At 61.2% G+C, this 20258-nt stretch carries 38 protein-coding genes; 14 read left to right on the top strand and 24 right to left on the bottom strand.

Annotated features, from left to right (window positions below; all coding sequences use genetic code 11):
- Nucleotides 1-3: 3 nt before the first annotated feature.
- The 24 genes from N805_RS04000 to N805_RS29610 form a co-directional block, all read right to left on the bottom strand.
- Entirely contained in the window at nt 4-1323 is a 1320-nt protein-coding gene (locus N805_RS04000; protein ID WP_019471816.1) for a DUF1073 domain-containing protein, read from the bottom strand.
- Entirely contained in the window at nt 1323-2609 is a 1287-nt protein-coding gene (locus tag N805_RS03995) for a terminase large subunit domain-containing protein (RefSeq protein WP_019471817.1), read from the bottom strand. Before N805_RS03995 ends, N805_RS04000 begins: the two co-directional genes overlap by 1 nt.
- Nucleotides 2596-3057, bottom strand: coding sequence for a DUF2280 domain-containing protein (locus tag N805_RS03990; RefSeq protein ID WP_019471818.1), 462 nt, complete (start codon nt 3055-3057; stop codon nt 2596-2598). Before N805_RS03990 ends, N805_RS03995 begins: the two co-directional genes overlap by 14 nt.
- A gap of 31 nt (nt 3058-3088) precedes the next feature.
- Nucleotides 3089-3685 carry a putative metallopeptidase gene (locus N805_RS03985; RefSeq protein ID WP_019471819.1) on the bottom strand — a complete coding sequence of 199 codons (597 nt, stop codon included), beginning with the start codon at nt 3683-3685 and terminating at the stop codon, nt 3089-3091.
- 8 nt (nt 3686-3693) lie between these two features.
- Entirely contained in the window at nt 3694-3906 is a 213-nt protein-coding gene (locus N805_RS29615; RefSeq protein ID WP_026034490.1) for a hypothetical protein, read from the bottom strand.
- 49 nt (nt 3907-3955) lie between these two features.
- Nucleotides 3956-4204, bottom strand: coding sequence for a hypothetical protein (locus N805_RS03975; RefSeq protein WP_019471820.1), 249 nt, complete (start codon nt 4202-4204; stop codon nt 3956-3958).
- A gap of 70 nt (nt 4205-4274) precedes the next feature.
- Nucleotides 4275-4586 carry a hypothetical protein gene (locus tag N805_RS03970; RefSeq protein WP_019471821.1) on the bottom strand — a complete coding sequence of 104 codons (312 nt, stop codon included), beginning with the start codon at nt 4584-4586 and terminating at the stop codon, nt 4275-4277.
- Nucleotides 4583-4909, bottom strand: coding sequence for a hypothetical protein (locus N805_RS03965; protein ID WP_026034491.1), 327 nt, complete (start codon nt 4907-4909; stop codon nt 4583-4585). Before N805_RS03965 ends, N805_RS03970 begins: the two co-directional genes overlap by 4 nt.
- 168 nt (nt 4910-5077) lie before the next feature.
- On the bottom strand, nt 5078-5764 hold the full coding sequence (locus tag N805_RS03960) for a hypothetical protein (RefSeq protein WP_019471823.1): 687 nt from the start codon (nt 5762-5764) through the stop codon (nt 5078-5080).
- Nucleotides 5761-5910 carry a hypothetical protein gene (locus N805_RS30700; RefSeq protein WP_019471824.1) on the bottom strand — a complete coding sequence of 50 codons (150 nt, stop codon included), beginning with the start codon at nt 5908-5910 and terminating at the stop codon, nt 5761-5763. The genes N805_RS03960 and N805_RS30700 overlap by 4 nt, the downstream gene beginning before the upstream one ends.
- On the bottom strand, nt 5907-6509 hold the full coding sequence (locus N805_RS03955; protein WP_019471825.1) for a recombination protein NinG: 603 nt from the start codon (nt 6507-6509) through the stop codon (nt 5907-5909). Before N805_RS03955 ends, N805_RS30700 begins: the two co-directional genes overlap by 4 nt.
- Complete coding sequence (locus N805_RS03950; RefSeq protein ID WP_019471826.1) at nt 6500-6799, bottom strand: response regulator transcription factor; 300 nt, start codon at nt 6797-6799, stop codon at nt 6500-6502. The genes N805_RS03955 and N805_RS03950 overlap by 10 nt, the downstream gene beginning before the upstream one ends.
- On the bottom strand, nt 6796-7266 hold the full coding sequence (locus N805_RS03945; RefSeq protein ID WP_019471827.1) for a hypothetical protein: 471 nt from the start codon (nt 7264-7266) through the stop codon (nt 6796-6798). Before N805_RS03945 ends, N805_RS03950 begins: the two co-directional genes overlap by 4 nt.
- Nucleotides 7263-7592 (bottom strand): hypothetical protein, encoded by a 330-nt coding sequence (locus N805_RS03940; RefSeq protein WP_019471828.1) that lies wholly within the window; start codon nt 7590-7592, stop codon nt 7263-7265. The genes N805_RS03945 and N805_RS03940 overlap by 4 nt, the downstream gene beginning before the upstream one ends.
- The gene (locus N805_RS03935) at nt 7592-7852 is read right to left on the bottom strand and encodes a hypothetical protein (protein ID WP_019471829.1); all 261 of its coding nucleotides are present in this window, start codon (nt 7850-7852) and stop codon (nt 7592-7594) included. The genes N805_RS03940 and N805_RS03935 overlap by 1 nt, the downstream gene beginning before the upstream one ends.
- Complete coding sequence (locus N805_RS03930; protein ID WP_019471830.1) at nt 7849-8610, bottom strand: replication protein P; 762 nt, start codon at nt 8608-8610, stop codon at nt 7849-7851. Before N805_RS03930 ends, N805_RS03935 begins: the two co-directional genes overlap by 4 nt.
- Entirely contained in the window at nt 8607-9362 is a 756-nt protein-coding gene (locus tag N805_RS03925) for a hypothetical protein (protein WP_019471831.1), read from the bottom strand. The genes N805_RS03930 and N805_RS03925 overlap by 4 nt, the downstream gene beginning before the upstream one ends.
- Nucleotides 9359-9556 (bottom strand): hypothetical protein, encoded by a 198-nt coding sequence (locus N805_RS03920; RefSeq protein WP_019471832.1) that lies wholly within the window; start codon nt 9554-9556, stop codon nt 9359-9361. The genes N805_RS03925 and N805_RS03920 overlap by 4 nt, the downstream gene beginning before the upstream one ends.
- Entirely contained in the window at nt 9553-9867 is a 315-nt protein-coding gene (locus N805_RS03915; RefSeq protein ID WP_019471833.1) for a hypothetical protein, read from the bottom strand. Before N805_RS03915 ends, N805_RS03920 begins: the two co-directional genes overlap by 4 nt.
- Entirely contained in the window at nt 9864-10658 is a 795-nt protein-coding gene (locus tag N805_RS03910; RefSeq protein ID WP_019471834.1) for a Rha family transcriptional regulator, read from the bottom strand. Before N805_RS03910 ends, N805_RS03915 begins: the two co-directional genes overlap by 4 nt.
- 129 nt (nt 10659-10787) lie before the next feature.
- A complete protein-coding gene (locus N805_RS03905) occupies nt 10788-11000 on the bottom strand; it encodes a hypothetical protein (RefSeq protein ID WP_019471835.1) in 213 nt (70 codons plus the stop codon).
- Nucleotides 11001-11020: 20 nt separating this feature from the next.
- The gene (locus tag N805_RS03900; RefSeq protein ID WP_019471836.1) at nt 11021-11227 is read right to left on the bottom strand and encodes a hypothetical protein; all 207 of its coding nucleotides are present in this window, start codon (nt 11225-11227) and stop codon (nt 11021-11023) included.
- Between the two features lie 260 nt (nt 11228-11487).
- On the bottom strand, nt 11488-11676 hold the full coding sequence (locus N805_RS03890) for a hypothetical protein (protein ID WP_019471838.1): 189 nt from the start codon (nt 11674-11676) through the stop codon (nt 11488-11490).
- Nucleotides 11677-11706: 30 nt separating this feature from the next.
- Nucleotides 11707-11910: a transcriptional regulator gene (locus tag N805_RS29610; protein ID WP_033692338.1), complete on the bottom strand. Its 204-nt coding sequence runs from the start codon at nt 11908-11910 to the stop codon at nt 11707-11709.
- Between the two features lie 106 nt (nt 11911-12016).
- On the opposite strand from N805_RS29610, the gene N805_RS03880 reads away from it, so the two are divergent.
- The 14 genes from N805_RS03880 to N805_RS03815 all read left to right on the top strand — a co-directional run bounded on the left by N805_RS03880 (nt 12017) and on the right by N805_RS03815 (nt 20129).
- Nucleotides 12017-12727 carry an XRE family transcriptional regulator gene (locus N805_RS03880; protein WP_026034493.1) on the top strand — a complete coding sequence of 237 codons (711 nt, stop codon included), beginning with the start codon at nt 12017-12019 and terminating at the stop codon, nt 12725-12727.
- 481 nt (nt 12728-13208) lie between these two features.
- Nucleotides 13209-13475, top strand: coding sequence for a hypothetical protein (locus tag N805_RS03875; protein ID WP_019471840.1), 267 nt, complete (start codon nt 13209-13211; stop codon nt 13473-13475).
- 440 nt (nt 13476-13915) lie between these two features.
- Nucleotides 13916-14155, top strand: a complete 240-nt coding sequence (locus N805_RS03870) for a hypothetical protein (protein WP_019471841.1) — start codon at nt 13916-13918, stop codon at nt 14153-14155.
- 20 nt (nt 14156-14175) lie between these two features.
- Complete coding sequence (locus N805_RS03865) at nt 14176-14463, top strand: hypothetical protein (RefSeq protein WP_155412669.1); 288 nt, start codon at nt 14176-14178, stop codon at nt 14461-14463.
- A gap of 23 nt (nt 14464-14486) precedes the next feature.
- Nucleotides 14487-14903, top strand: a complete 417-nt coding sequence (locus N805_RS03860) for a hypothetical protein (protein ID WP_019471843.1) — start codon at nt 14487-14489, stop codon at nt 14901-14903.
- Nucleotides 14900-15094, top strand: a complete 195-nt coding sequence (locus N805_RS03855; protein ID WP_019471844.1) for a hypothetical protein — start codon at nt 14900-14902, stop codon at nt 15092-15094. Before N805_RS03860 ends, N805_RS03855 begins: the two co-directional genes overlap by 4 nt.
- The gene (locus N805_RS03850; protein ID WP_019471845.1) at nt 15091-15633 is read left to right on the top strand and encodes a hypothetical protein; all 543 of its coding nucleotides are present in this window, start codon (nt 15091-15093) and stop codon (nt 15631-15633) included. The genes N805_RS03855 and N805_RS03850 overlap by 4 nt, the downstream gene beginning before the upstream one ends.
- On the top strand, nt 15630-15806 hold the full coding sequence (locus N805_RS30695; protein WP_019471846.1) for a hypothetical protein: 177 nt from the start codon (nt 15630-15632) through the stop codon (nt 15804-15806). Before N805_RS03850 ends, N805_RS30695 begins: the two co-directional genes overlap by 4 nt.
- 157 nt (nt 15807-15963) lie before the next feature.
- Nucleotides 15964-17094, top strand: a complete 1131-nt coding sequence (locus tag N805_RS03840) for a hypothetical protein (protein ID WP_019471848.1) — start codon at nt 15964-15966, stop codon at nt 17092-17094.
- A 7-nt stretch (nt 17095-17101) separates the two neighbouring features.
- On the top strand, nt 17102-18046 hold the full coding sequence (locus tag N805_RS03835; protein WP_019471849.1) for a recombinase RecT: 945 nt from the start codon (nt 17102-17104) through the stop codon (nt 18044-18046).
- Nucleotides 18033-18662 (top strand): lambda exonuclease family protein, encoded by a 630-nt coding sequence (locus N805_RS03830; RefSeq protein WP_019471850.1) that lies wholly within the window; start codon nt 18033-18035, stop codon nt 18660-18662. Before N805_RS03835 ends, N805_RS03830 begins: the two co-directional genes overlap by 14 nt.
- On the top strand, nt 18659-19192 hold the full coding sequence (locus tag N805_RS03825) for a hypothetical protein (protein WP_019471851.1): 534 nt from the start codon (nt 18659-18661) through the stop codon (nt 19190-19192). The genes N805_RS03830 and N805_RS03825 overlap by 4 nt, the downstream gene beginning before the upstream one ends.
- 81 nt (nt 19193-19273) lie before the next feature.
- The gene (locus N805_RS03820; RefSeq protein WP_019471852.1) at nt 19274-19639 is read left to right on the top strand and encodes a hypothetical protein; all 366 of its coding nucleotides are present in this window, start codon (nt 19274-19276) and stop codon (nt 19637-19639) included.
- The gene (locus tag N805_RS03815; RefSeq protein WP_019471853.1) at nt 19614-20129 is read left to right on the top strand and encodes a hypothetical protein; all 516 of its coding nucleotides are present in this window, start codon (nt 19614-19616) and stop codon (nt 20127-20129) included. Before N805_RS03820 ends, N805_RS03815 begins: the two co-directional genes overlap by 26 nt.
- Nucleotides 20130-20258 lie beyond the last annotated feature (129 nt).

Here is a 20258-nt window from a genome sequence, read left to right as displayed (position 1 = left end):
ACCTCAGGGCGTGGCTGGAGCTTCTTCTGGTTCTTCCTCGTCAGGCAGCTGCGCGCCGTACTCGGCAATAGCAGCCTCCAGGCCAGGCAGAACGCTTTCCTCGACCAGCACGTTGGTGGCGGCTCTGCTCAGCGCCTCCTCGGGGAACAGGCCAGACTCCTTCAGCGTTTTGATGGTCTCTGCAGTGCGCTTGCCGTTCTCCGACTTCTCGGCGGCGGTCGGCTGCCAGAGCGGCAACCATGCGTAATGGATCTTCGGGTCGCGGGCGCCGAGGGCCGATCGAATCAGGCACTCGTCGAACGTGGACAGCGCGGGCCGCATATCCAGCTCCTGCATGGCCTGGATGCGGTCGTAGTAGTTGCGCAGGTCCGATTCGCCCGTACTGCTCATGCCTGCAGGGGACTGGCCAGCCAGGCGAGTAAGTGGAATGTCAGCAGCGCCGGCCACAGCCTGAAGGAACCGGTCCATGACGTCTGGGAGGCTGCTAAAACTGGCAGACTTGCTTTCGTACTCTTCCTGCGCGTCCAGCAGAATCTGGCCGTTGATGCCCTTGGCCATTGCCGCGAGTCGCAGGCGCTCCAGTACGCGCTTCTCGAATGCAGAGTCCTGCAACTGCTGCATGAAGTCAGGAATTTTGATGACGTCGACCTTGGCTTCGAACACCAGGCTGGCAACGTTGCCCATGGTGCTGTCCGACTGCTTGATCGTGTCGAGGATCGACTGAAGCACCGAATCGCCCCAGCCATACTCAACGCCGACGTCAAGTTCTGGGTCAGGCAGCTCGGCGCCGATGAAGATGATCAGCCGCGACGGATGAACCTTTATCTGGCTGCCGGTGAGTGTGTACCACTTGGGTCGATCGAAAAGGTCGGACTGAGTGTCTTGCTCGATGTCACCAGGCGCCAGCTTACGCTTGCTCAGAACGGTCAGGTACTTGATACCCCCCCGGCCTATCTTCTCAGGATCAAGCGGTAGCGAGGTATCGCGGTCGCCGGTGCCTATGTAGATGGCCGCCCCACCGAACAGTCGCGCCCGCGTCATGGCCTGCTTCACCTTGCGCCGAACGTCCAGGCGCTTCTCTTCGGCTTCCAGCTTCTCGATCTGCTCTTTGCTGGCCTGCCAGCCCCTCCAGCGCCGGGTGGCGTCCAGAGGGGGGATATCGATGATCTTGCGTGGCAGCCAAGCGCCCCGGTAGGCATTGCTGAGCTCCTGCTCGCTCAACAGCGTGGGCGCATAAATCGAACTCGAAGCCTTGTCGCGCTCGGTACCCAGGTTCGCCACCAGGTTCACCAGCTTGTCGCTGAGGTATCGGATAGCGCCCATTAGGAAACACCTGCGAGGGAGTACTTGTTGATTGGGTACTCTTTGTGGATGAAGTAGCCGCCGGCGTCTGGCCGGTGGTCGTTGCCCTGCTTCTTGTCCGGCTCGCCCTGGTCGTTCCAGATCTGCTGCTCGAGGTCATCGGCATAGGTCGGGCACTTGTCGGCGTTGACGCGGTACCGGCGCTGGCCGGCGGCATTGCAGAACATGGCGTTCATGGAGTTGATGCGGTCTTTCACCGGCGGGTTTGCGCCGGGGGCCGATACGATGAAGCCCGCTTGCTTGAGCAGGGAGATGTCGGTCTCGCTGGCCCTGACGGACTTGCGCGAATCGCCAGAGGCGTCGGGGTAGACCCGGATCTGGCGTGTGTTGCGGTAGTCATTACCGTCGTACAGCCAGTACCGCTCCTTGATCTTCTTGATCATGTCTGGTGTGTCGTAGCCGTTGATGATCTCGTCGACTGCGTGCGGCAGGCCCAGGCGCTTCACATGCACCACCGCCGACATCTTGCCGACGTTGAAGTCCATGCCGATGAACAGGACCTCACCAGGCTGGATGGTCTCCTGGCTGCCGTTCAACTTGCGGTCGTAGGCGGTGTAGATCGTCCCGGACGTCAGGTTGACGAACTGGCCATTCAGGTAGGCCATGATCAGCTGCTCTGGGTACGAGCCCATCAGCGACGGGATGTAGTCCGGCGGCAGGTTCAGCTCGTTGTCGAACGTGCTCGCCTGCACCAGGCCGTACATCGCGTTCAGCGCTGGCTTCTCGCGCAGCTGCTTCACGAACTGCTGGAAGACGAACTTGAACCCCTCAGGGGTCGTGGTGACGTCTACACCGTTCTTGAGCCCGTCCACGTTGTAGCGCATACGGGCGATGATCTTGCGCCAGGCGTGCTCAGCCTTGAGCTTGGGCAGGACGTCCAACTCATCGACCAGGGCGTGCCCGATCTTGAACCCCACGATGGTCTGAGGCTTCTCCATCGAGCGGCAGATGGTCGTGCTGCGGTACTGGCCACCGCTGTAGAACTCGACCTCCTTGTCGCTCTCCTTCGTCTTGACCTTTAGGCCCCAGTCGAAGGCGACCTCCTCGATGGTCGGGAAGAAGATATCGCGGATCTGCGGGTACGTCGGGGCGAAGTAGCCTGAGTTGATCCGGGGCCATTCCCACACGTGCTTGCAGATGCCTGCGCAGCCTACCCAGGTCTTGCCTGAGCCGAACCCGGCGACGAAGCCGCGGAACTTGTGGGGCATGTTGATGAAGGTGGCCTGAGGGACGTTAAGCGTCGGCATCGCGCTTCCTCGCATCCATCACCGTGACCTGCACCGAGGTGGGTACCGCATTGTCGAGCGGGCTATCCACCTTCGTCTGCCGGTTCACGTACACATCTCCGACCTCCTTGGCCGCCTGCTCAAGCAGCTGGGCGGTCAGGGCAAGGTTGCGCATGCTCTCAGCCTTCTCCACCATCCTGCCCAGTGCGCGGAGGCGGTATGCGCGATTGGCGATCGGGATATCGGCCGTCTCCTCACGGAAACGCCTACGGGTGTCTTCGAACAGGGTCACCCAGCGCTTGGCCAGGCCCTTGCTGCTTGCCTTGGTTGGGTCGTGACTCTCTACCTGCTGCCGGGTAACGACGAGGCCGAATTCACTCTTGACCGCCTCCGCCACCTGAGAGGGCGTGTCGAAGCACGCAAGGGCCTGCACGATGAAGCCCTTCACCTCGTTTTTCAGGGCTGCCATATGGTGTCATCCGTCTTGGGCCTGTCTGGAATCAGGCCGACCTCAGTAGACAGGTTCCGCAGGCCCTCGCAATGTTGATCTTGGCCACCTCAGGCGGCCGGCTTGCAGCGTCGATAAGCTGCTGTACGTCGTGGCTCGGCCCATAACGGCGAACCACCCCGACGAACTCTTCAACGTCATGGCCGCGCATCTCAAGCTTGGGCATGCCGTCTTGGGTGAACGCTGGGGCGCCGTACTTATCGAGCTTGTGGCCGATGTGATAGAGCTCGTGCTCTACCAGAGCGCAGAACTCGGCTTCGGTGCACTGGGAGCAGTAGTCGGCCGCCAGGGTGATGAGAAACTCGGGCTCTTCGCCGAACCAGTCCCGCATCTGTTGCTCTTGGCGAGCCTTCTGCCAGCCGCCCGCGCGGATCATCAGCTGCTCGGCCTGCCCCAGTACGCCGCGACCCTTCTTGTTGAAGGATGATGATGCCCAAAGCACGCCGATACTGGCGTCGATGAGGTGACCGTGCTCGGGGTTGTGGATGCTGCCGGTGGTGGCGAGGATCTCGCGCTGTATCCACTCCCACAGTTCGGGAGCAGGCGCGAGGATCAGAAATGGCGACTCTAGCAGGTCGGCCGGCGGCATTGGCCGGGTCACGCCGGCTGCACCGTGACCACCCCTCGCAGCCTGCGGGTGTAGATCTCTTCCCGAGCCGGGCGCTTAGGCTTTATCGGCATCGGCGCATACACGCACACCCCAGCAGCAGTGTCGCACCAGATGGCGCGCTGAACTTCTATCCCGTTGACGAATACGCGGCGAGCACCGCGACCATCACCGGCATGGTGAAAGCTGGATGGCGCAGGCATGCGACCTCCTCGCGCCACGAAACGGCGCACCTAGATTTTGTGGCGCGGATTACTCGATACGCTGGCCGCTGATGACCTCGCCAAGGCTAAGCCCGTGGCGAGAGCGGCTGGACTCGATTCCATCAGCCCTATCCTTTGTCACCATCGCGTCAGCAACCAGGTCGGCCTGCTGGCCATTGCTGAATTCGCCGACCGCCACGGATGAAGCCCCTTGTGCGCCGCCTTCGCTTGGACCATCAAGGGTGTAACGCGTGACGATGTAACGGGTAACCGGGCGAACTTGGTATTCGGTCTTCATGGGATATCTCCGGCCTGCGCACAGGCTGAGGGGTGGCACGCCAGGACGGCGCATAGATTTGGGTAGCGGATCACTCCGCCGGCTTGCAGCGCTCGCAGTCCAAGTGCCGGCAGATCCAGCGCTTGACCCGGGGCCAGTAGGTGAGCATGAACATGTGCCGCATGCCCGCCAGGGCCAGGGACACCATCAGCGTTGCCCAGGCCGTGTTGGCGGTGAAGAACATGCGCTCGGACCGGGCCAGGATGGCGTAGCCGCTGATGGCGATGACGGCGTACAGCACCTTGCCGATCACCCCGTCACGCACCTTTCCGCTCAGCACGCACCAGGTTGCCCAGATGGCGATGACCCCGGCCGCGATGGCGTTGATGTATTCGTATGTCATGAGCTAGGCCCTCCGAACTTGGACCTGATGACAGACCATAGATCGGCGGCTTTGATCGCTCGGTTGATGGCGGCAATAAGTGAACCGCCAAAGGTGCCGAGAAGAAAGCCCACGCCCGCGACGCTGCGGGGCTCGGTGATGCCGAAGTAATTGCTGACCATGCCGGTGAGGTAGTGGGCGCAGGCCATGCCGGTGAACAGGAACAGCAGCCAGGCCTTTCGGTCGGTCAGGTCGTCCTTATGCCACCGGGTCGCAACCAAGGCCCCCAATAGGCCCGCAATCATCCAGTCGAACTTCTCGAGCAGGCGGTGGAAGAACTCCATGCTCGACCTCTCGCTGTGCATGAACAAAAAACCCGGCGCGCTGGCCGGGACTCTTGAGGGCCTCAAAGGGCAATAAAAAACCCGGCTTTTTGGGCCGGGTTTAGGATGTTTTCGCCAAAGGCGAAATTATGACGATGGCGATATAGTGCCAAAACACTCCTCAAACAGTCAAGCGGCTATTTCCTGCGTCTCGTCATTGCGTTCACGAAGCCTTTCCACCACCCGGGCAACAGGCTTGAGCGCCTGCTTGTCGAGCTTGTCGACCTGAGCGCAGAGAGCATCCCACACCTCCTGCCAATCCCTTGCCCAGTTCTGCGGGTTCATCTTCTCGCCGGTTCGGTCCTCGACGAACATGCACACCGCACCAGGACCCATCGCCTCGCCGCCGTGGACGAGGATCTTGTGCGATTGGAGGGCAGCCATAGCCATCCAGTAGGCTCGCTGCTTCTTGCGGTCTGTGAGCGCTTCCAGGCCGCTCCCGAGCCATACCAGGCCATGGGAGATGCTCAGGTCGTTACCGCTGGCCACGGGCGAGTACAGGAAGTGCCCAAGGTGGCGCAGCGACTTCGGCAAGGAGTCGATCGCCTGGATCACCAGGCCGGCGGTCAGCATGTGGGCGCAGCGGTCGTTGGTGAGGCGTCGGCCCGGGCGGGTTTCCTGCACCCCTTCCTTGCGAACCTCGTACACCTTGCAGACCTCCTTCCCGTCGTGGTTCTCCAGCATGACCATGATCTTCACATCGCCGGAGCCACCCTTCTTACCCAGGGCCGCCTGCTCTGCGGCCACGGCCAGGGCGGATGCGCGGTTCTCGTGCAGTGCGTCGTGCCAAACTTGGCGAGCGCTGATTACTTTCATGGTCGTTCTCCCTGGATGCGATTGGTCTTCTTCAGCAGAAATTCTTCGTAGCAGCGCTTGCGGCGCACTGCCCCAGCCCAGGACAACGCCACCCCACCCACCACGATGAGGGTGGCCAAAATCAGAAATCCCCATGCTGGTGTCATGCCGCCGCCCTCCTCAGGTCTTTGAGCTTCTGCCTGTACAGGGCCTTGATGGCCTGCAGGTCTTCGATGGTCAGGCGCTGGGGCTTATGAGGCCCTTCGAGCCATTCAACCTGGTCGGCGCCGATGCGCTTCACCAGACGGATTCGGTACTCGACCGCGTTGCCCGACAGGTTCCGGTTGCACTTCACGCATTGGCGGTGGACGTTGAGCGGCTCGAATCGCAACTCGGGGCAGGCGCCCACCGACCGGTAATGGCCAGCGTCCCAGCGGCTGCCGGTAATCAGGTCGTGGTCGCTCGGGTTCGAGTCGCAACTGATGCACGGCAAGCCGGCGTCGCGCTCGCGGATGTAGGCATTGAACGCGGTCTGTGCCTCGGCCATGTGCTCGCGGCGGGTCTTCAGCTTCTCCCGACGCTCCTGCAGGTCCTGGCGGGCCTGCTTGGTGATTGCCTTGGCCGCAATCTTCTGCAGCTTCGGATCTTTGGCCATGGCCTTGGCACAGGCGATGCTGCACACCTTCTGCGTGGTCATGGCTGGCTTGAAGGGCTTGCCGCAACCCGGCGCCTTGCACTTCTTCGGCTTGATCTGGGCTACGCGCATGGCTCGTCCTCCGAGGCGTAGATGATTCCTGCCGCAACTGCCTTAGCGACCAGCTCCGTGCGGTTGGAGGCCTTCAAGTGCAGGCGGGCATCAGCCATCCTGCTGGATACCGTGCCCGGCGAAATGCCGAGCTCGCGAGCGATCTGCTTGCCACTCTTCCCTGTTGCAGCGAGAACAACGCATTGCACTCCGCGCCGGGTCAGGCCCTGGCCGTATATGCCTCTCCAACCAGGCGCGGCGAAAACGCCTTGGTCTTTGTTCCGCTTGAGGTTTGCTTCCTGGCTCTTCATGCCGCCTCCTCCCCAAGCAGGTCGCTGAACACCACGCCGCGGGCGGTGAAGTCCGCCACCACGCGGTCGGTGTAGGCGATGCCCTGGGCGCGATTGAACAGGCTGGTCACCGGGAAACCGTCGGGCCCCAGAAGCTTGCAGTCGCCCATGAGATCGAGCTTCTCCTCGTAGTTGAGGTGTTTGGTGGTCCGGTGCCAGGCGGCGCGGTAGTCCTCATCCTCGTTGATCAGGATCTGCACGCCGTGGTGCAGCTTGCAGTACTTGCGGGCCTCCGACGCGTCACCGATCTGGGTCATCTCTGCGATGCGCTTGTAAAACGCGAACCACAGCGCGTTCTGGTCCAGGGTGCGGTCCTTGCCCGGGCGCATGCTGACCACGACGAACTTCTTGTCGCGGTATATCCGGGTCAGCATGGTGATGGCCTCGGAAAGCTTGGCCTGGCTGTTGACGCTGATCTTCTCGCTCATGGCGCCACCTTCAGGCCCTGGGCCTCAATGGCTGCTCGGCAGTCCTCTTTGGCTAACTTTTCACCTGCCCACATACTCCAAGTTGCGGCCTCTCCATCAGCCTTTTGCGCTTCACCAGTCAATACCGGCTCAGGACGGACTGGCGGCAGCTTCACAATCAGGGATTCACGACTGGCCTTGAACCCGTGCCAGGCGTGGTTGATGTTGCTCAGTCGGTATCCATCACCAAGCTCGGCACGCACGAACAAATGGCCTACCCCTGGGGGAACAACGTAGTTCTTTGCCGCCCAAGCTTCGAACTGCTCGCGCATCTTGTTGGCGTCCATCAGTGCTTCTCCTCGGCCAGGTACTCGTGGCAGAGCTTGCCGGTGGTCTTGTGCTCAAGATTCCCCTGGCGGTTGGTGAAGAACTCGCCCTTGGGCAGGTATTCACGCGTGAACACGCCATGCCACTTGCCGATGCTTGGGTCGCAGGCCGCGCACAGCTTGCGGCCTTGGCATGGGTTCCCAGCGTCATTGCGGAACCAGTAGCCACTGGTAGCGGTGTTGTCGCGGCAACCGCACTCTTCACACTGGAATAGGCTCACACCCCCTCCCCGGCCGGCTGCCCGGCGCGCTTGATGTTCAACTTGGCCAGCAGGTGTGCCCGGCACGCGGCGGCGCTCGATGGGATCTGCTGGAGGTCCAGCAGGCGGGCCTGCCGTTGGCTTGCATACTCGTCGGCTAGCTCGATCAGGCTCTTCTGGCTGTCGTGGCCGATGCCGGTGGCGATGTCGCCCAGGGGCTCGCCAGCAACCAGCATGCGGATGGTGATGTCGTAGGCCCGGGCGAACACCTTCTCGGCTCGCTCCACCTCCATCGACCCCAGGTTCTGCGCCTCGCACTGCAGGGCCGCGTGGCGCACCGCTGCGTGCGTCCAGGTGCGGGAACCTGCCCTGCTGGGGTGGAAGTTTTCCAGCGCTTCTGCCAGGGCCCGCGCAAGCGGCGGAATGCCCATCTCTTCCGGCGTCGGCTGGCACAGCTTGATGAACTTGCCGCTGCTCGGGGCGAAGTCGGTACCCAGCACCCGGCACTTCTGGATGCCGAAGCGGATCTGCTCGAGGGTGTTGATGCCCGCGGCGACGAAGGACTTGATCCAGCTGCGCTTGGCAGCCTTCAGCGCGTCATCGTCCGGCCAGGCCTGCTTCCACGCCGGGAAGATGGCCTGCAGCTCCTTGAACAGGGCGTTGACCACTTCGGTGGTGCCTGGGTCCAGCTGCTTGGCCGGGGCGTGCGCCTCGGCAGGCAGGTTGCCGGCCTTGGCCATGATCTGCGTCACGCTGCGCAGTTTCGGTTGTGCGCTCATAAGCCCCCCAGGTCATCAGCCCAGCTGGTGTCGTTGAAGTCAGGGCCGCTGGCCGGGCGGCGAGATGCGAACGGGGCGGCGCCTGCCGGCTGGGGCAGTTCGTCTTCCCAGCGCTTGCCGTTCAGCCAGGTGGATGCGTGCGGGATGAACTGGCCGCCGTCCTTGGTCCAGTCGGTCGACACGGTCCAGGCAGCCAGGGCTTTGGCCATCAGGTCGAACAGATCAGCGGTGACCTTGATCTTCGCCCAGGCTTTCTTGGCGTCGGCCTTGCTCACCTTGCGCGGGTACAGCGACCAGAACCGTTCGAAGTCGGCCAACTCGCCTTCGCGAGAGTCAGTCCTTACTCCCTTCAGTCCTTGCTTACCTTCAATACTTACTAGTGTCGGATTTGCCGGATACGGCTGAGCCGGAAGCGGTTCAACCGGATACGGCAAAGCCGGAAGCGGTGTTTCCGAGACGACGTAGTGGGTTTCGCCCAGCAAACCCGACTCGCCACGGTCTTGGCGACGCTCGACGTAGCCGGCGGCAATCAGCTCTTGCAGCAAGCCGTACACGCCATCACGACCAGTAGGCTTCGACGACTTGGCAGTCTCGTTGCGCAGGTGGGTGACGGACACGGCCCAGTGGTCCGGCTTGCCCAACAGGAAGACCAGCAGGCCGCGGGCAGCCCAGCTCAGGCGCCCGTCCTCGCTGATCGACTTGTTGAGCATGTAGAAATTGGCCTCGGGACGAGGCGCACGGATGATGCTCATGGAATCACCTCGTAGGCGCCTGCCTGAACGCACTTGCGAGCGATGTTCCTTACCCGGGATTTTGCAAAGTCGTCCTGCTTGCTGCCCGGCTGGAGCATTTGCCTTAACTCGTTCCACTCGATCAATGCCGAGAGGAACGGCTCATGCACATTGCACTTCTTGAGCTTTCCGTCGATTTCCAGGGTAAAGATCATGGCTTCACCTTCAGGCCGCAGGCTTCAATCGCAGCCACGACATCAGGCAGTCGTACCAGTGCCACGGGGTCGTGCTCGGGCTTCTCATAAGTGAGCTCGATTGCGCAGCCCAGGTGGTGAGTAAGGCCCTCGTATGCTGAAGCTGAAGGCAGATCTACCGCAAAAGCCTCGCGAGAGGCGCGCCAGCCAACCCAGCAGTGCTGCAAAGCCCAGCTTTGATAGTCGCCATCACTGAACTTGGCCATGATCTGATTTGGGTACTCGCGCAGCACCCATGCCTCGAACTGCTCGCGCATCAGCTGCTCGCTCATGCTGCACCCCGCACGGCCTTGTCGTGGGTGTGCAGGCCGTCCCAGTTCTTCTTCATTGGCAGCTCGCCGGCAAGGTAGAGGTCGTAGAGGCGTGCTGCGCCCTTTCGTAGCAGGATCGGCGTGAAGGAGATGAACGGGTCTTTGCCGTGCGGTGCGACCTCGTGCTGATGCTCGGTCATGTACTTGTCGCGTGCGTACGAGCCGACACGCCAGCGGGTGCCGGTCCTGCTCTCGTTGTAGAGCCAGCTGCGGCCTTCCAGGTAGTGCCCGATCTGCATGACGTTGACCCCGTTGAGGCCCTTGCAGAACTGGGTGGCGGTCATGCCCTCCTTGAACAGGTTTTCAAGGTGCTCGATCTTCGTGGCCTGGGCCTCGACCTGGACGGTCAGCAGTACGCGGGCCTTCTCCGACTCCAGGGCCATCTGGAGGATTTCCAGCTTGCTGAGGTCGGCGGGCGTTGGCTGGGCGGCATGCGCCTCCAGTTGCTGCCAGCGGTCAACCAGCGCGGCAGTGAACTCCGGCGACAGCTGTGCGACAACGACGAAGCTGTCGCGCTTCCCGATCAAATACTGCTTGATGCAAAGTGGGCCGGGGCCTGGGTTTTGGACTTCCTCAAATTGAGGGAGTCCGATCAGGCCTTTGGCGTGGAGGGATTCAATGGTCCGCCACACGTTGTCGTGGCGCTTCTGAGTTACCTCGGCGATCTCCCGCGACGACATGCGCGCCACGAAATCGTGGTTTGCATTTTGTGGCGCGGCCCTTGAGAGGGCCTGTACACTGGTGGTCTGCATATGCATAATTCACCTCACATGTTTTGTGTTTTGCAGAGAGCCGGGCCGCGAACCCGGCTTTTTTGTCTCTGCGATTTGGCGTCCCTTATGAGGGACTGGCGCCCGGGTCCCTAATTAGGGATCGGACGGTTACCTTGGCGCCGAGAACGGCACCACATTGCTGCTCTTGGGCTTCCCCCGCTGACCGAGGAAGTGCGTGGCCTTTTTCAGGATCTGCGCAGCGAGTTCGTCGGTGCTGACACCAACCTCCTCTGCCCAGGCCTCAAGGTCCGCGAAGTCATTCCGGCGGAACCGGGCGATCTCCACGTCGTGCTGCTGGGCTGCTTCGTTTGCAGGCGACATTCATCCTCCCCTGGACCTATTCAGGCCCTGGCCTTCTTTTCGGTGATCAGCGGCAAGTGGCCGTGCTCTTTCTTGAACGCCAGCGCGGCCAGGATGATTTCCCGGGCCAGCACGCTGTGCTGAGCCTTGAGCTCCAGGGCATACCCTTTCAGCTCGTTGAAGTCCTCGTCATCCAAGCGAACCTTGACCTGGTGGTCGTGGCGGTGTGCTTTGTCGTCGTAGGCCATCGGGTGATCCCCTGCTCGCTGGGTGAGTCGTTCGGGCTTATCAGTTACGTGTTAGGGCCGGTTCAGGCCCTGCGATGGAATGGTGTTACGGTTCCCCGCGTGAAGCGGAGCTTGGTTCGGCTGGCCAGCTCTCGATCGATCATTTCTGCTGCGAGTGCTTCGGGAGTCATTCCCCTCCGTTCCGCCTCTCGCTCCAGCTGCTCCATCAATCGCTGATCCAGACCGACCTCTTGGATCGGCATAGGGCCTCCTCGCGGCCTTCAGGCTGCGCTCTGATCGCCGGTATTCTCCGAAGCCAATGCAGCCAGCTGCGCTTCCAGCAGTTCGCGGCAGAGCACTGCACGCTGGGTGCGGTGATACGCGGCCAGTGCCTGGATCAGGTTGAATGTGTCCTCATCGACCCGGACCTTGATCTCGCGGTCATGCAGGTGCTTGGGGTTGGCGTACATGCGGGGATGGCTCCTTGCAGTTGAAAGTGGTTATGCAGCTTGTGGGTAGATGTCGGGACGCAGCTCGTGACGTGAAACGCCAGTGGCTTTTTCAATTTCAAGAACTCGCTCGGCTGGCACACGCCCCGAGGCGCACATTTTCTGCACTGCCTGAGGTGTGACCTTGAGGAGTCGAGCGAGGGCGGATTGACCGCCTGCGGCCTTGGCCGCCTTGCAGATCGGTAGCTCTTCCATTTTGGGCCTCAAAGTTACAACTACAACCAAAGGTTATCGCACGAATGCGAAAACTACAACTGAGATTCACAGTGATATTTACAACTTGCGGTTGCATCATTCGAGGATGAGCACACTAGGTCAGCGCATCGCGCGCAAAAGAGAACAGGCCGGCCTGAATCAGTCAGAGCTGGCCCGCCGGCTTTCAGTAACCCCGCAAGCCGTTCAGAAATGGGAGTCCGGGGCATCAGTGCCCAGGGGCAAGAGGCTGGATGACATCGCAGCAGCCTTGTCCACCTCGGTTGCCTACCTGGTTACTGGTGAGCTATTGGCTCGAAGCGATCGGGCGGAGTCCAATGCCAAGCTGATAGGCCCTATCGATGCATGGGATGACGACACCCCATTGGATGACGACGAGGTGTATGTGCCATTCCTCAAGGAAGTTGAGCTTTCGGCCGGCAGCGGCAGAACCGTTGTGGAGCAGTCTCATAAGCAGAAGCTTAGATTCGGCAAGCTCACTCTTCGCAAGCAGGGCGTGCAACCAGACGATGCCGTATGCGTCACAGTCAGCGGCAACAGCATGGAGCCAGTACTCCCGGACAAGAGCACTGTCGGCGTGGACCAGGGCAGCACCTCTGTGGTGGACGGAAAGATGTATGCGCTCGACCATGACGGGCAGCTTCGCGTGAAGATGCTCTATCGCCTTCCCGGGGGAGGCATCAGGATGCGCAGCTTCAACCGTGATGAGCACCCGGATGAGGAGTACACGGCTCAACAGATGATCGATCAAAACATCGTCATCAAGGGCAAGGTCTTCTGGTCGTCCGTCCTTTGGTAGTGAATTTTCGGACCAGATCCACTCAAGCCCGCTCCTGCGGGCTTTTTCATGCCCCGAATTACAACTGAAAATCCAAGAAGATGAACCGCATACAACTTTCAGTCGAAAAAATTACAACCAAGGACTTGCGCTCTGTAACTCTTGGTTGTAGATTTGGTTGCAAGCAGTCACTCACCAGGGACTGCGGAGGCCCTCTAGCCTCACCGCTCTTTACACAACCTGACGTGAACCCCTCGACGTACCGGCAGCCGCCGGTGGCAACCAAGCTAAACCGTCGACCATGCAGCCTCTGGATAGCTGCCGTGCTTCCACATGCAAGCACGCGAAATCACCCGCCCAAACTGGCAATGCATCGAACACGAAATGTGCGGCGCCGGTGAGAGACGACTCGGTAGCGGTGGGTGGTGGAGAAAAGAGATTTCACTGATGCAGCTTGGCGACAGGCTGCATTGGGAAATCAACCGCCCTGGAGGGCAAATAGATGAGCCAGTTTGCAAAACTCTTTGAGTTTGAAGACCTGGGGCAGGTGCTGATCAAGCTTGATGATGGTGATGATGGTCCAGAGGTGCGGACCTATTTCGTGCCTGATGGGTTCGGCGTCTGCTCTATCGCGATGACCTTCAAGCCTGATGCGCAGGATGGTGAGTGGCTTAAGGCTGAAAAAGCTTTCGCCATGATCGACCGGGAAAAGGCACGAGTTTTGGTATCTGAGGCGCTGGCAACAATTCCAACTGGCCTCTCCGCCTGACTTCCTGACAGCCGGAAAGACGGCCCGATGTCCTGCTCCCCATCGCAGGCTGCATCGGGATGTGACTTGTAGTTTGCCTCGGCGGATCAGGGGCGCCACACCAAGCTGGTGCGGCCAGTCAGGTAGCGCTGCCGAAGCTGGCGTAAGTCTTTGGGGTTCGAATCCCCGCCAAGTCACATCACCGATGCAGCTTTCATCGATTTAAAGCGCATCAACGTGAGCCTTATGCAACTTAAGGCTCACCAAAGTAAACATTAATCGACGTTCACGCAGGCGAATCCGGGGCCTACCCGGCCAGACCAGATGCATGTGAGGTAGCGCTCACCGCCTGCACCCTTCCCTTCACTTCGACCGCATTGGCGGGTGCCAGGCTGGCTTTTCACGCCCAGTTTGGTCACTGCGCCTGGCATCCGACCAATGCGGCTCATGAGGACTTCGCAATGTGCGATTGCAGACAGAAATTCGAGCAAGCCGCAGTAGAGCGGTACCCGGAAATCACCGGTGCCAAGGCGACCCTGCAGGGTTACATGCTTATCCCAGCTGGGCGCCAGTATGCGGAGTGCGAGGTCGTTGGAACCCGGAACACCACCAAAGGCAAAGAGGTCAAGGCCAAGGCAACCATCAACGTACTTGGCAACTACTGCATGTTCTACGGCGAGAAACACCCGGAGGCAGCATGAGCCAATACACGGAGGCAGTCATGAGTGCTGCGCAATCGCTGGAGAAAGCTGAGGCCGCCCACAAGCTCGCGAAAGAGCGGCTCGCTGCTGTTCGCGGACACTGCGGGCAGCGCGGATATTCGGTCACGGTCAACGGCGTGACTGTGGCGGTTTCGGAGTGCGACAGCCGCACCTATCAAGGAACGCTGATCAGAGGCCGGGAAATGATCCACCTCGGCGCCCTCAAGGCGCTCGGCGCAGAGCTTGATGCAGCAGAGAAGCGCGTCCGCGAATGTCGCGCCTATCTGGCATCGATCGTCATCAAGTAACCCACCACCACCTGGAGGCGACCATGGGCGCACTTCGAGCAGAACAATGGCATTACGACGAGCAGTTGCCTCCGGCGGTGAGTGAAAGCGCCGACGAGGAAGCTGTGCGCATCTGGATCGACAACGGCGTTGCCGAGCTGCTGGCACGCCGGGACTACCTGTTCCCGCTTAAGGGCAAGCAGGTCGGCGTCACCTTCGATCGGCTGGCTCTGGCAGTCGATGAGCACGCCATGTGCGAGCTGAGCGGAAGCGGCAGCAATACGGTGCTTGGTCGCCTGCTGCTGGACACCACGATAGGCACCCAGGGAGACGCCAAGATTTCGGCTATCGAGATCTTGTCGGTTCGTGACCCAGCCAAGCTGTTCGAGCAGCTGGCCCGCGATCTTCTGGAACCCTTCGCCAAAGAAGGGGTGCTGGCTCAGGCCGAGGAGGCTCAATGAAAAGCCCTCACGTCCTGATCGACGAAGAGCTTGAGGCCATGGCTCACCCTGAGACACCACGGTCCTGGCAGGCCATGGTCCTCAAGCTCCTCACCGAAATGCTGGCCGACCAGCGCATCACCATCGAAGAATTCAACCACTACTGCGGGCGCCTCAACAAGATCGTTGATGGGCGCAAGGAGGTCGCGTGAGCAAGATTGATTGGGCTCGTTGCCCTGAGGCAACCCACTTTGACCCTGTGGACCAGAACTTCCTGCGCGAGGTTGGTGAGGCGCTGCTGCTGTTCAACAACAAGCGTGGGTGGACAGTGCCGCTGTATACCGCGTACGGCCTGCGCATCGAAGACTGCCATCGCCCGCTGATCAAGCGCCCCGAGTGGAGTGGCGAGGGCCTGCCCTCGGCTGGAGAAACAGTCGAGCGCCTCGACATCAATGCCAACTGGGTCAACTCGCTGGTCATGTATGTGGGCACTGATCGCGTGGTGCTCCGCGACCCATCCGGTCAAGAGTTCGTGCCAAAGCTCCAAGAGCTTGCTGATTCGTCGGAGTTCAAGCGCTTCCGGCCAGCTAGGACAGCCGAGCAGTTGAGCGCCGAGCAGAAAGCTGCTGAAGACAGGAAGCGTCTGATCGACGAAATGTACCAAGGCCTGTCGCACAGCAACGCCAGCGAGACACGGCGCATTTGCGCCGAGATCTTCGACAAGGGCTACCGCAAGCAGGAGGCAACATGACCACGCCAATCGTAAAGTCGCTTGTCGAAGAGCAGGTCGAGGAAATTCAGGCCGCCCAGGTGCGCGGGACTCTGCGCTTTCCGTTGGGCATGCGCGTCGCCGACCTACCCTACCCGATCAAAGCTGACTGGCTGAAGCGCCGCCCTATCGCGCGGCCGAGGCCATGCCCATGACCAGCTACCAGCGCGCCCGCCGCATCGCAACTTTGCGCGGCTCCTTCATCGCCCTCACCTTCTGCACCGGCTGGCTCCTCCTGAGCGCCCTGGCCGGCACCATCACCCAGTAACCACATAATCAGCGCCCACCGCATGGATGGCGCGGGAGAAACGCATGTCCGCAGAAAAAGAACTGATCGTCGCTCCTCCGCAGGAAACAGCCCTGGCGGTGTATAGCGCTGAAAAGGGCCTTGAGCCTTGGCTGCAGCAGATCCGCGTCAAGATCGACGAGTTCTTGGCAGTTGTGCCGGACCTGAAAACGGTCAAAGGCCGCAAAGAAATTGCGTCGATGGCCTATGAGGTTGCACGCACCAAGACTGCAATCGAAAACAAGGGCAAGGAGCTGTCTGCCGAGCAGAAGAAGGTGCCAGCCCGCATCGATGCTGAGCGCAAGCGGGTTTGGGACATTCTTGAATCCTGGCAGAAGGAGGTGCGCAAACCTCTGGATGACTGGCAGGCCGCCGAGGATGCGCGGATCGACCGCCACAACGACCGCCTGAACTGGCTGAAGACGCTAGCAGACGACCTGGGCGAACTGAACTCCCTGCAACTCAAAGGCCTGATTGCCGAAGCCGAAGGCATGCAACTGGGGGCTCACTGGGAGGAATTCGAGGCAGAAGCGGCAAACACCAAGGATAAGGTGCTGACCAGCTTGCGGGCAGCGCTCCAGAAGCGCGAGCAGTTCGAGGCGGAGCAAGCCGAACTGGCCCGCCTGCGCCGCGAAGCAGATGAGCGCGCCGAGCAAGACCGCATTCGCCTGGCACAAGAAGCCGCTGTCGAGGCTGAGCGCCAGCGCGTGGCCCAGGAACAGCAGGCAGCCCGCGAAGCAGCAGCCCGCCGCGAGAAGGAGCTGATTGACCAAGCCGCTGCACAAGAGCGCGAAGCCGAGAACCAGCGCCTGCAACTCAAGCTGCAGGCCGAACAAGCCGAGCGCGCTCGCATTCAGGCCGAGGCCGACCGCGTTGCCGCCGAGCAGCGGATGGAGCAGGAGCGCCAGGACGCCGCTCGACGGCAAGAGGAGGCAACCGAGCAGGCGCGCCAGGAAGAACGCCGCCGCGCCGATGCAGCTGCCGCCGAGATCGTGCGCCAGCAAGAAGCCCGCGAGCGCGACGAAGCGCACCGCCGCAGCATCAACCGTGCTGCTCTTGAAGCTTTTATGGCCGAGGGCATGCCTGAGTCTTGCGCCAAGCAGGCGGTCAAGCTAATCGCTCAGCGCAAGATCCCGAATATCGCCATCTCCTACTGAGGTCGCCATGAGCCAAGCAGTAGCCATTATCTCGCAGGACATTTACGCGCAGCGGAACCAGTTCGCCAACGTGCTGACCGACCGATCGCTGAACTTCGAGCGTGAGGCTGAATTCGCCATCCAGGTGATCACCTCGAGCGAGTACGCCACCAAGATTGCAATGCAGAATCGGCAGTCGGTGGCTAACGCGATAACCAACATCGCCGCCATCGGCATCAGCCTGAATCCGGCCAAGAAGCAGGCCTACTTGGTTCCGCGCGACGGCCGCATCTGCTTGGACATCAGCTACATCGGTTTGATGGACCTGGCCATGTCGACCGGCGCCATCCGTTGGGCTCAGGCTGAGCTGGTGTACGCCGCCGATGCCTTCAGCCTGAACGGTTTCGATAAGCCACCCACCCACTCCTACAACCCGTTCGCCAAAGACCGCGGCGAAGTGATCGGCGTATACGTGGTCGTGAAGACTGCAGACGGCGATTACCTCACCGAGACCATGAGCATGGAGGACGTGAATGCGATTCGCGATCGTTCCAGTGCCTGGAAGGCCTGGGTCAGCAAGAACAAGTCCTGCCCATGGGTCACCGACCCGGGCGAGATGGCCAAGAAGACCGTGGTGAAACGCGGTTACAAATACTGGCCAAAGACCGAGCGCCTGGAGCAAGCCATTCACCACTTGAACACCGATGGCGGCGAGGGCCTGGCCAGCGTGGCTGGCTCGGCGCCTACCGACCCAGAGATGGTGAACAACTGGATCTCGCTGGCACAGAAGGCCGGGAGCCTGGAGGCACTGACCGACGTGTACCAGCAGGGAACCGCAGCAATGAGGCAGACCAAGGACGCGACAGGCCATGCCCGATTCAAGGCCGAGGTCACAAAGCGCGCCGATGCCATCAAGGCAGAATCGGCGCCCATCGATGGCGAATCTGAGGAGGTGTTAGATGGAGCAGCGTAGCGCTGAATGGTTCGCGGCACGCCTTGGTTGTGTCACGGCGAGCCGGGTGAAAGACGTGATGGCGAGCGGCCGCGGTGGCGCGCCGTCTGCTACCCGCAAGAACTACATGATGGAGCTGCTGTGCGAGCGCCTCACCGGTCAGCAGAGCGGTCCAGACCTGTCCAGCAAACCCGCCGTGCAGCGCGGCGTCGAGCTTGAGCCGTTTGCGTGCATGGCCTACGAGGCTGACAAAGGCCTGATGGTGATTGAAACCGGGCTGGTCATGCACCCAAGCATTCCTGGCTTTGGCGCTTCGCCGGACGGACTGGTGGGTGATGATGGTGTGCTGGAGATCAAGTGCCCGAACACAGCCACCCACATCGCCACAATGCAGTCCGAACGACACGACCCGCAGTACGAGTGGCAGATGCTGGCCCAGATGGCCTGCACCGGCAGGGCCTGGGCGGACTTCGTCAGCTACGACGACCGCCTGCCTGAGCCGCTTCAGTACGTGTGCCATCGCTTCGAGCGCGACTTCAAGCGCATCCGCGAAATGGAGTCCGAGATCAGGGCTTTTCTGGAAGAGCTCAACGAGCTGGAGAAGGAGATGCGCGAGCGGATGAAGGAGGCTGCATGAACCAATCAATCGACCTGGAGGCCGCACAAGCGGCCTTCTTTGCCTCTGGTGGCCAGCTGGTGGTGCTGGAGGGTTTCAACTATCGGCCGCTGCCGCCGCGCAAAGGCCCAGAAGCGCAGCCAGCGCCGGTGGCTGCCAAGAAGGCCGCACCATCGCCCCGCAAGGAAAAAATGAAAGCCCGCGCCGACCAGGTAGCCGAGATGGCCAAGACCATGACGTGCCAGCAGGTCCATGAGGCCACTGGCATTTCCAAGCAGGCCCTATTCCGGGCCTCGCGGGAAGGAAACTTCGTGTTTCGCCGGGCCGAGCGGAAGAAGTCGGCCAACAGCAAACGCGATGCTCAGCGCCAGATCCAGCGCAACCTGAAGCGGATCGAGGAGCTGAAGGTGGTTCAGCAAATCTGCGCCCTGCGCGATACAGGACTGCACCGGGCCCAGGTGGCCGAGCAGTTGGACCTGAATTACGGGACGCTGGTGAACATCATCGAGCGCAACGACATCGACTTCCCGCGGGTGCGTATCAGGAAATGAAGCGCATCAACAACCTGGTCCGCCAGCGCCGGCGGCAAGAACAGTTCCACCTGCCGCCCAGCGGCCTCACGGAGCACCGAAATGCAGAAAGCATCCTCTGGAGTGGTAACCCTGCCGGCCTGGATGAATCGGCCGGTCAAGAAGCTGTACATCACCCGCAGCGGCGGCCAGTACCGGCCTGACGATGTGGCCTTGGCCTTTGCGCTCAGCCTGCGCTTCGACGACAGCGCCGACCACCTGCGCCGCCTGGCCAGGCGCCTGGTCGACAAAGTCTGCCTTGAGCACCAGCCGAACATGAAGCGCCTGGCCCGGGAGCTGGACGACGAAGAGGTGTTTGCTGCAGCGCTCAAGATCATCAACCGGGTGTGCGACCTGCTCGACATCGGGCCTGGCACCCGCTTTGTGCGTAATGGAGAAGATGATGGCTCTGACGCAGCAGCAGCGTGATGAGCGCCGGCGCGAGAAGGCCGAGCGGTTGCAGGAGGAGGACCTGCGCTTGAAGGTACGACCAGGGACTAAACAGGCCCTGCTGGAGCTGATGGAGTGGGCCAGGATCGAGGAAAAGGGCGAGGCGATGACGCTGATGATTCATCACATCGAAGCGCTCGGGCATCACGCACTTTTCAGGGTCGCGCGCCACGAAATTGAAGCTCACCGATCTGTGGCGCGGACTGAGCCGCTGCGGCTATCAGCTCGGAAGCGAACCGGCCAGCACTTGCGAACGATATGCGGCTGGGCTGATGCCACCTACAGCCAGATGATCGAGGCTTTGATTCACGGAATCCACGCGCTCGGCAGGATGAAAGCGGCGAAGTTTGTCACCCCGCCGCGCCACGAGATCAGCATATCACCCAGCTTGGCCCTGGCCTTCGACCGGAAGAGCATGCTGATGATTCAGCAGGATCCGGGCGATGAGGTCGTCAGCCCTACAGCCTAGCTTAGGCCTAGCTTTGCGTATACAGCAGCCCGAACCCTCTCGCACGCCTCGGGCGTCGGATCATCAATGCAGATCACTGCGGTCTCAGAAGCTAACCGAGTCCCGCTGCTCGCACTGGTGACCAGTTCA

The sequence above is a fragment of the Pseudomonas putida S13.1.2 genome, from assembly GCF_000498395.2.
Taxonomy (GTDB): Bacteria; Pseudomonadota; Gammaproteobacteria; order Pseudomonadales; family Pseudomonadaceae; genus Aquipseudomonas; species Aquipseudomonas putida_Q.
The sequence above is the reverse complement of the archived record's forward strand: the minus strand, read 5'-3'. Positions and strand labels throughout refer to the sequence as shown.

Bases quoted from the DNA above. Each gene is read 5' to 3' on its own strand.
- N805_RS03900 (WP_019471836.1), bottom strand. From the start codon at position 11,227: ATGGCCTACGACGACAAAGCACACCGCCACGACCACCAGGTCAAGGTT.
- N805_RS03995 (WP_019471817.1), bottom strand. From the start codon at position 2,609: ATGCCGACGCTTAACGTCCCTCAGGCCACCTTCATCAACATGCCCCAC.
- N805_RS03920 (WP_019471832.1), bottom strand. From the start codon at position 9,556: ATGATCTTTACCCTGGAAATCGACGGAAAGCTCAAGAAGTGCAATGTG.
- N805_RS29610 (WP_033692338.1), bottom strand. From the start codon at position 11,910: ATGGAAGAGCTACCGATCTGCAAGGCGGCCAAGGCCGCAGGCGGTCAA.
- N805_RS03960 (WP_019471823.1), bottom strand. From the start codon at position 5,764: ATGAAAGTAATCAGCGCTCGCCAAGTTTGGCACGACGCACTGCACGAG.
- N805_RS03830 (WP_019471850.1), top strand. From the start codon at position 18,033: ATGGAGCAGCGTAGCGCTGAATGGTTCGCGGCACGCCTTGGTTGTGTC.
- N805_RS30695 (WP_019471846.1), top strand. From the start codon at position 15,630: ATGACCACGCCAATCGTAAAGTCGCTTGTCGAAGAGCAGGTCGAGGAA.
- N805_RS04000 (WP_019471816.1), bottom strand. From the start codon at position 1,323: ATGGGCGCTATCCGATACCTCAGCGACAAGCTGGTGAACCTGGTGGCG.
- N805_RS03930 (WP_019471830.1), bottom strand. From the start codon at position 8,610: ATGAGCGCACAACCGAAACTGCGCAGCGTGACGCAGATCATGGCCAAG.
- N805_RS03925 (WP_019471831.1), bottom strand. From the start codon at position 9,362: ATGAGCATCATCCGTGCGCCTCGTCCCGAGGCCAATTTCTACATGCTC.
- N805_RS30700 (WP_019471824.1), bottom strand. From the start codon at position 5,910: ATGACACCAGCATGGGGATTTCTGATTTTGGCCACCCTCATCGTGGTG.
- N805_RS03865 (WP_155412669.1), top strand. From the start codon at position 14,176: ATGAGTGCTGCGCAATCGCTGGAGAAAGCTGAGGCCGCCCACAAGCTC.
- N805_RS03870 (WP_019471841.1), top strand. From the start codon at position 13,916: ATGTGCGATTGCAGACAGAAATTCGAGCAAGCCGCAGTAGAGCGGTAC.
- N805_RS03915 (WP_019471833.1), bottom strand. From the start codon at position 9,867: ATGAGCGAGCAGCTGATGCGCGAGCAGTTCGAGGCATGGGTGCTGCGC.
- N805_RS03950 (WP_019471826.1), bottom strand. From the start codon at position 6,799: ATGAAGAGCCAGGAAGCAAACCTCAAGCGGAACAAAGACCAAGGCGTT.
- N805_RS03910 (WP_019471834.1), bottom strand. From the start codon at position 10,658: ATGCAGACCACCAGTGTACAGGCCCTCTCAAGGGCCGCGCCACAAAAT.
- N805_RS03880 (WP_026034493.1), top strand. From the start codon at position 12,017: ATGAGCACACTAGGTCAGCGCATCGCGCGCAAAAGAGAACAGGCCGGC.
- N805_RS03820 (WP_019471852.1), top strand. From the start codon at position 19,274: ATGCAGAAAGCATCCTCTGGAGTGGTAACCCTGCCGGCCTGGATGAAT.
- N805_RS03890 (WP_019471838.1), bottom strand. From the start codon at position 11,676: ATGTACGCCAACCCCAAGCACCTGCATGACCGCGAGATCAAGGTCCGG.
- N805_RS29615 (WP_026034490.1), bottom strand. From the start codon at position 3,906: ATGCCTGCGCCATCCAGCTTTCACCATGCCGGTGATGGTCGCGGTGCT.
- N805_RS03875 (WP_019471840.1), top strand. From the start codon at position 13,209: ATGAGCCAGTTTGCAAAACTCTTTGAGTTTGAAGACCTGGGGCAGGTG.
- N805_RS03905 (WP_019471835.1), bottom strand. From the start codon at position 11,000: ATGTCGCCTGCAAACGAAGCAGCCCAGCAGCACGACGTGGAGATCGCC.
- N805_RS03990 (WP_019471818.1), bottom strand. From the start codon at position 3,057: ATGGCAGCCCTGAAAAACGAGGTGAAGGGCTTCATCGTGCAGGCCCTT.
- N805_RS03825 (WP_019471851.1), top strand. From the start codon at position 18,659: ATGAACCAATCAATCGACCTGGAGGCCGCACAAGCGGCCTTCTTTGCC.
- N805_RS03835 (WP_019471849.1), top strand. From the start codon at position 17,102: ATGAGCCAAGCAGTAGCCATTATCTCGCAGGACATTTACGCGCAGCGG.
- N805_RS03955 (WP_019471825.1), bottom strand. From the start codon at position 6,509: ATGCGCGTAGCCCAGATCAAGCCGAAGAAGTGCAAGGCGCCGGGTTGC.
- N805_RS03815 (WP_019471853.1), top strand. From the start codon at position 19,614: ATGGCTCTGACGCAGCAGCAGCGTGATGAGCGCCGGCGCGAGAAGGCC.
- N805_RS03840 (WP_019471848.1), top strand. From the start codon at position 15,964: ATGTCCGCAGAAAAAGAACTGATCGTCGCTCCTCCGCAGGAAACAGCC.
- N805_RS03965 (WP_026034491.1), bottom strand. From the start codon at position 4,909: ATGGAGTTCTTCCACCGCCTGCTCGAGAAGTTCGACTGGATGATTGCG.
- N805_RS03860 (WP_019471843.1), top strand. From the start codon at position 14,487: ATGGGCGCACTTCGAGCAGAACAATGGCATTACGACGAGCAGTTGCCT.
- N805_RS03945 (WP_019471827.1), bottom strand. From the start codon at position 7,266: ATGAGCGAGAAGATCAGCGTCAACAGCCAGGCCAAGCTTTCCGAGGCC.
- N805_RS03970 (WP_019471821.1), bottom strand. From the start codon at position 4,586: ATGACATACGAATACATCAACGCCATCGCGGCCGGGGTCATCGCCATC.
- N805_RS03940 (WP_019471828.1), bottom strand. From the start codon at position 7,592: ATGGACGCCAACAAGATGCGCGAGCAGTTCGAAGCTTGGGCGGCAAAG.
- N805_RS03975 (WP_019471820.1), bottom strand. From the start codon at position 4,204: ATGAAGACCGAATACCAAGTTCGCCCGGTTACCCGTTACATCGTCACG.
- N805_RS03855 (WP_019471844.1), top strand. From the start codon at position 14,900: ATGAAAAGCCCTCACGTCCTGATCGACGAAGAGCTTGAGGCCATGGCT.
- N805_RS03985 (WP_019471819.1), bottom strand. From the start codon at position 3,685: ATGCCGCCGGCCGACCTGCTAGAGTCGCCATTTCTGATCCTCGCGCCT.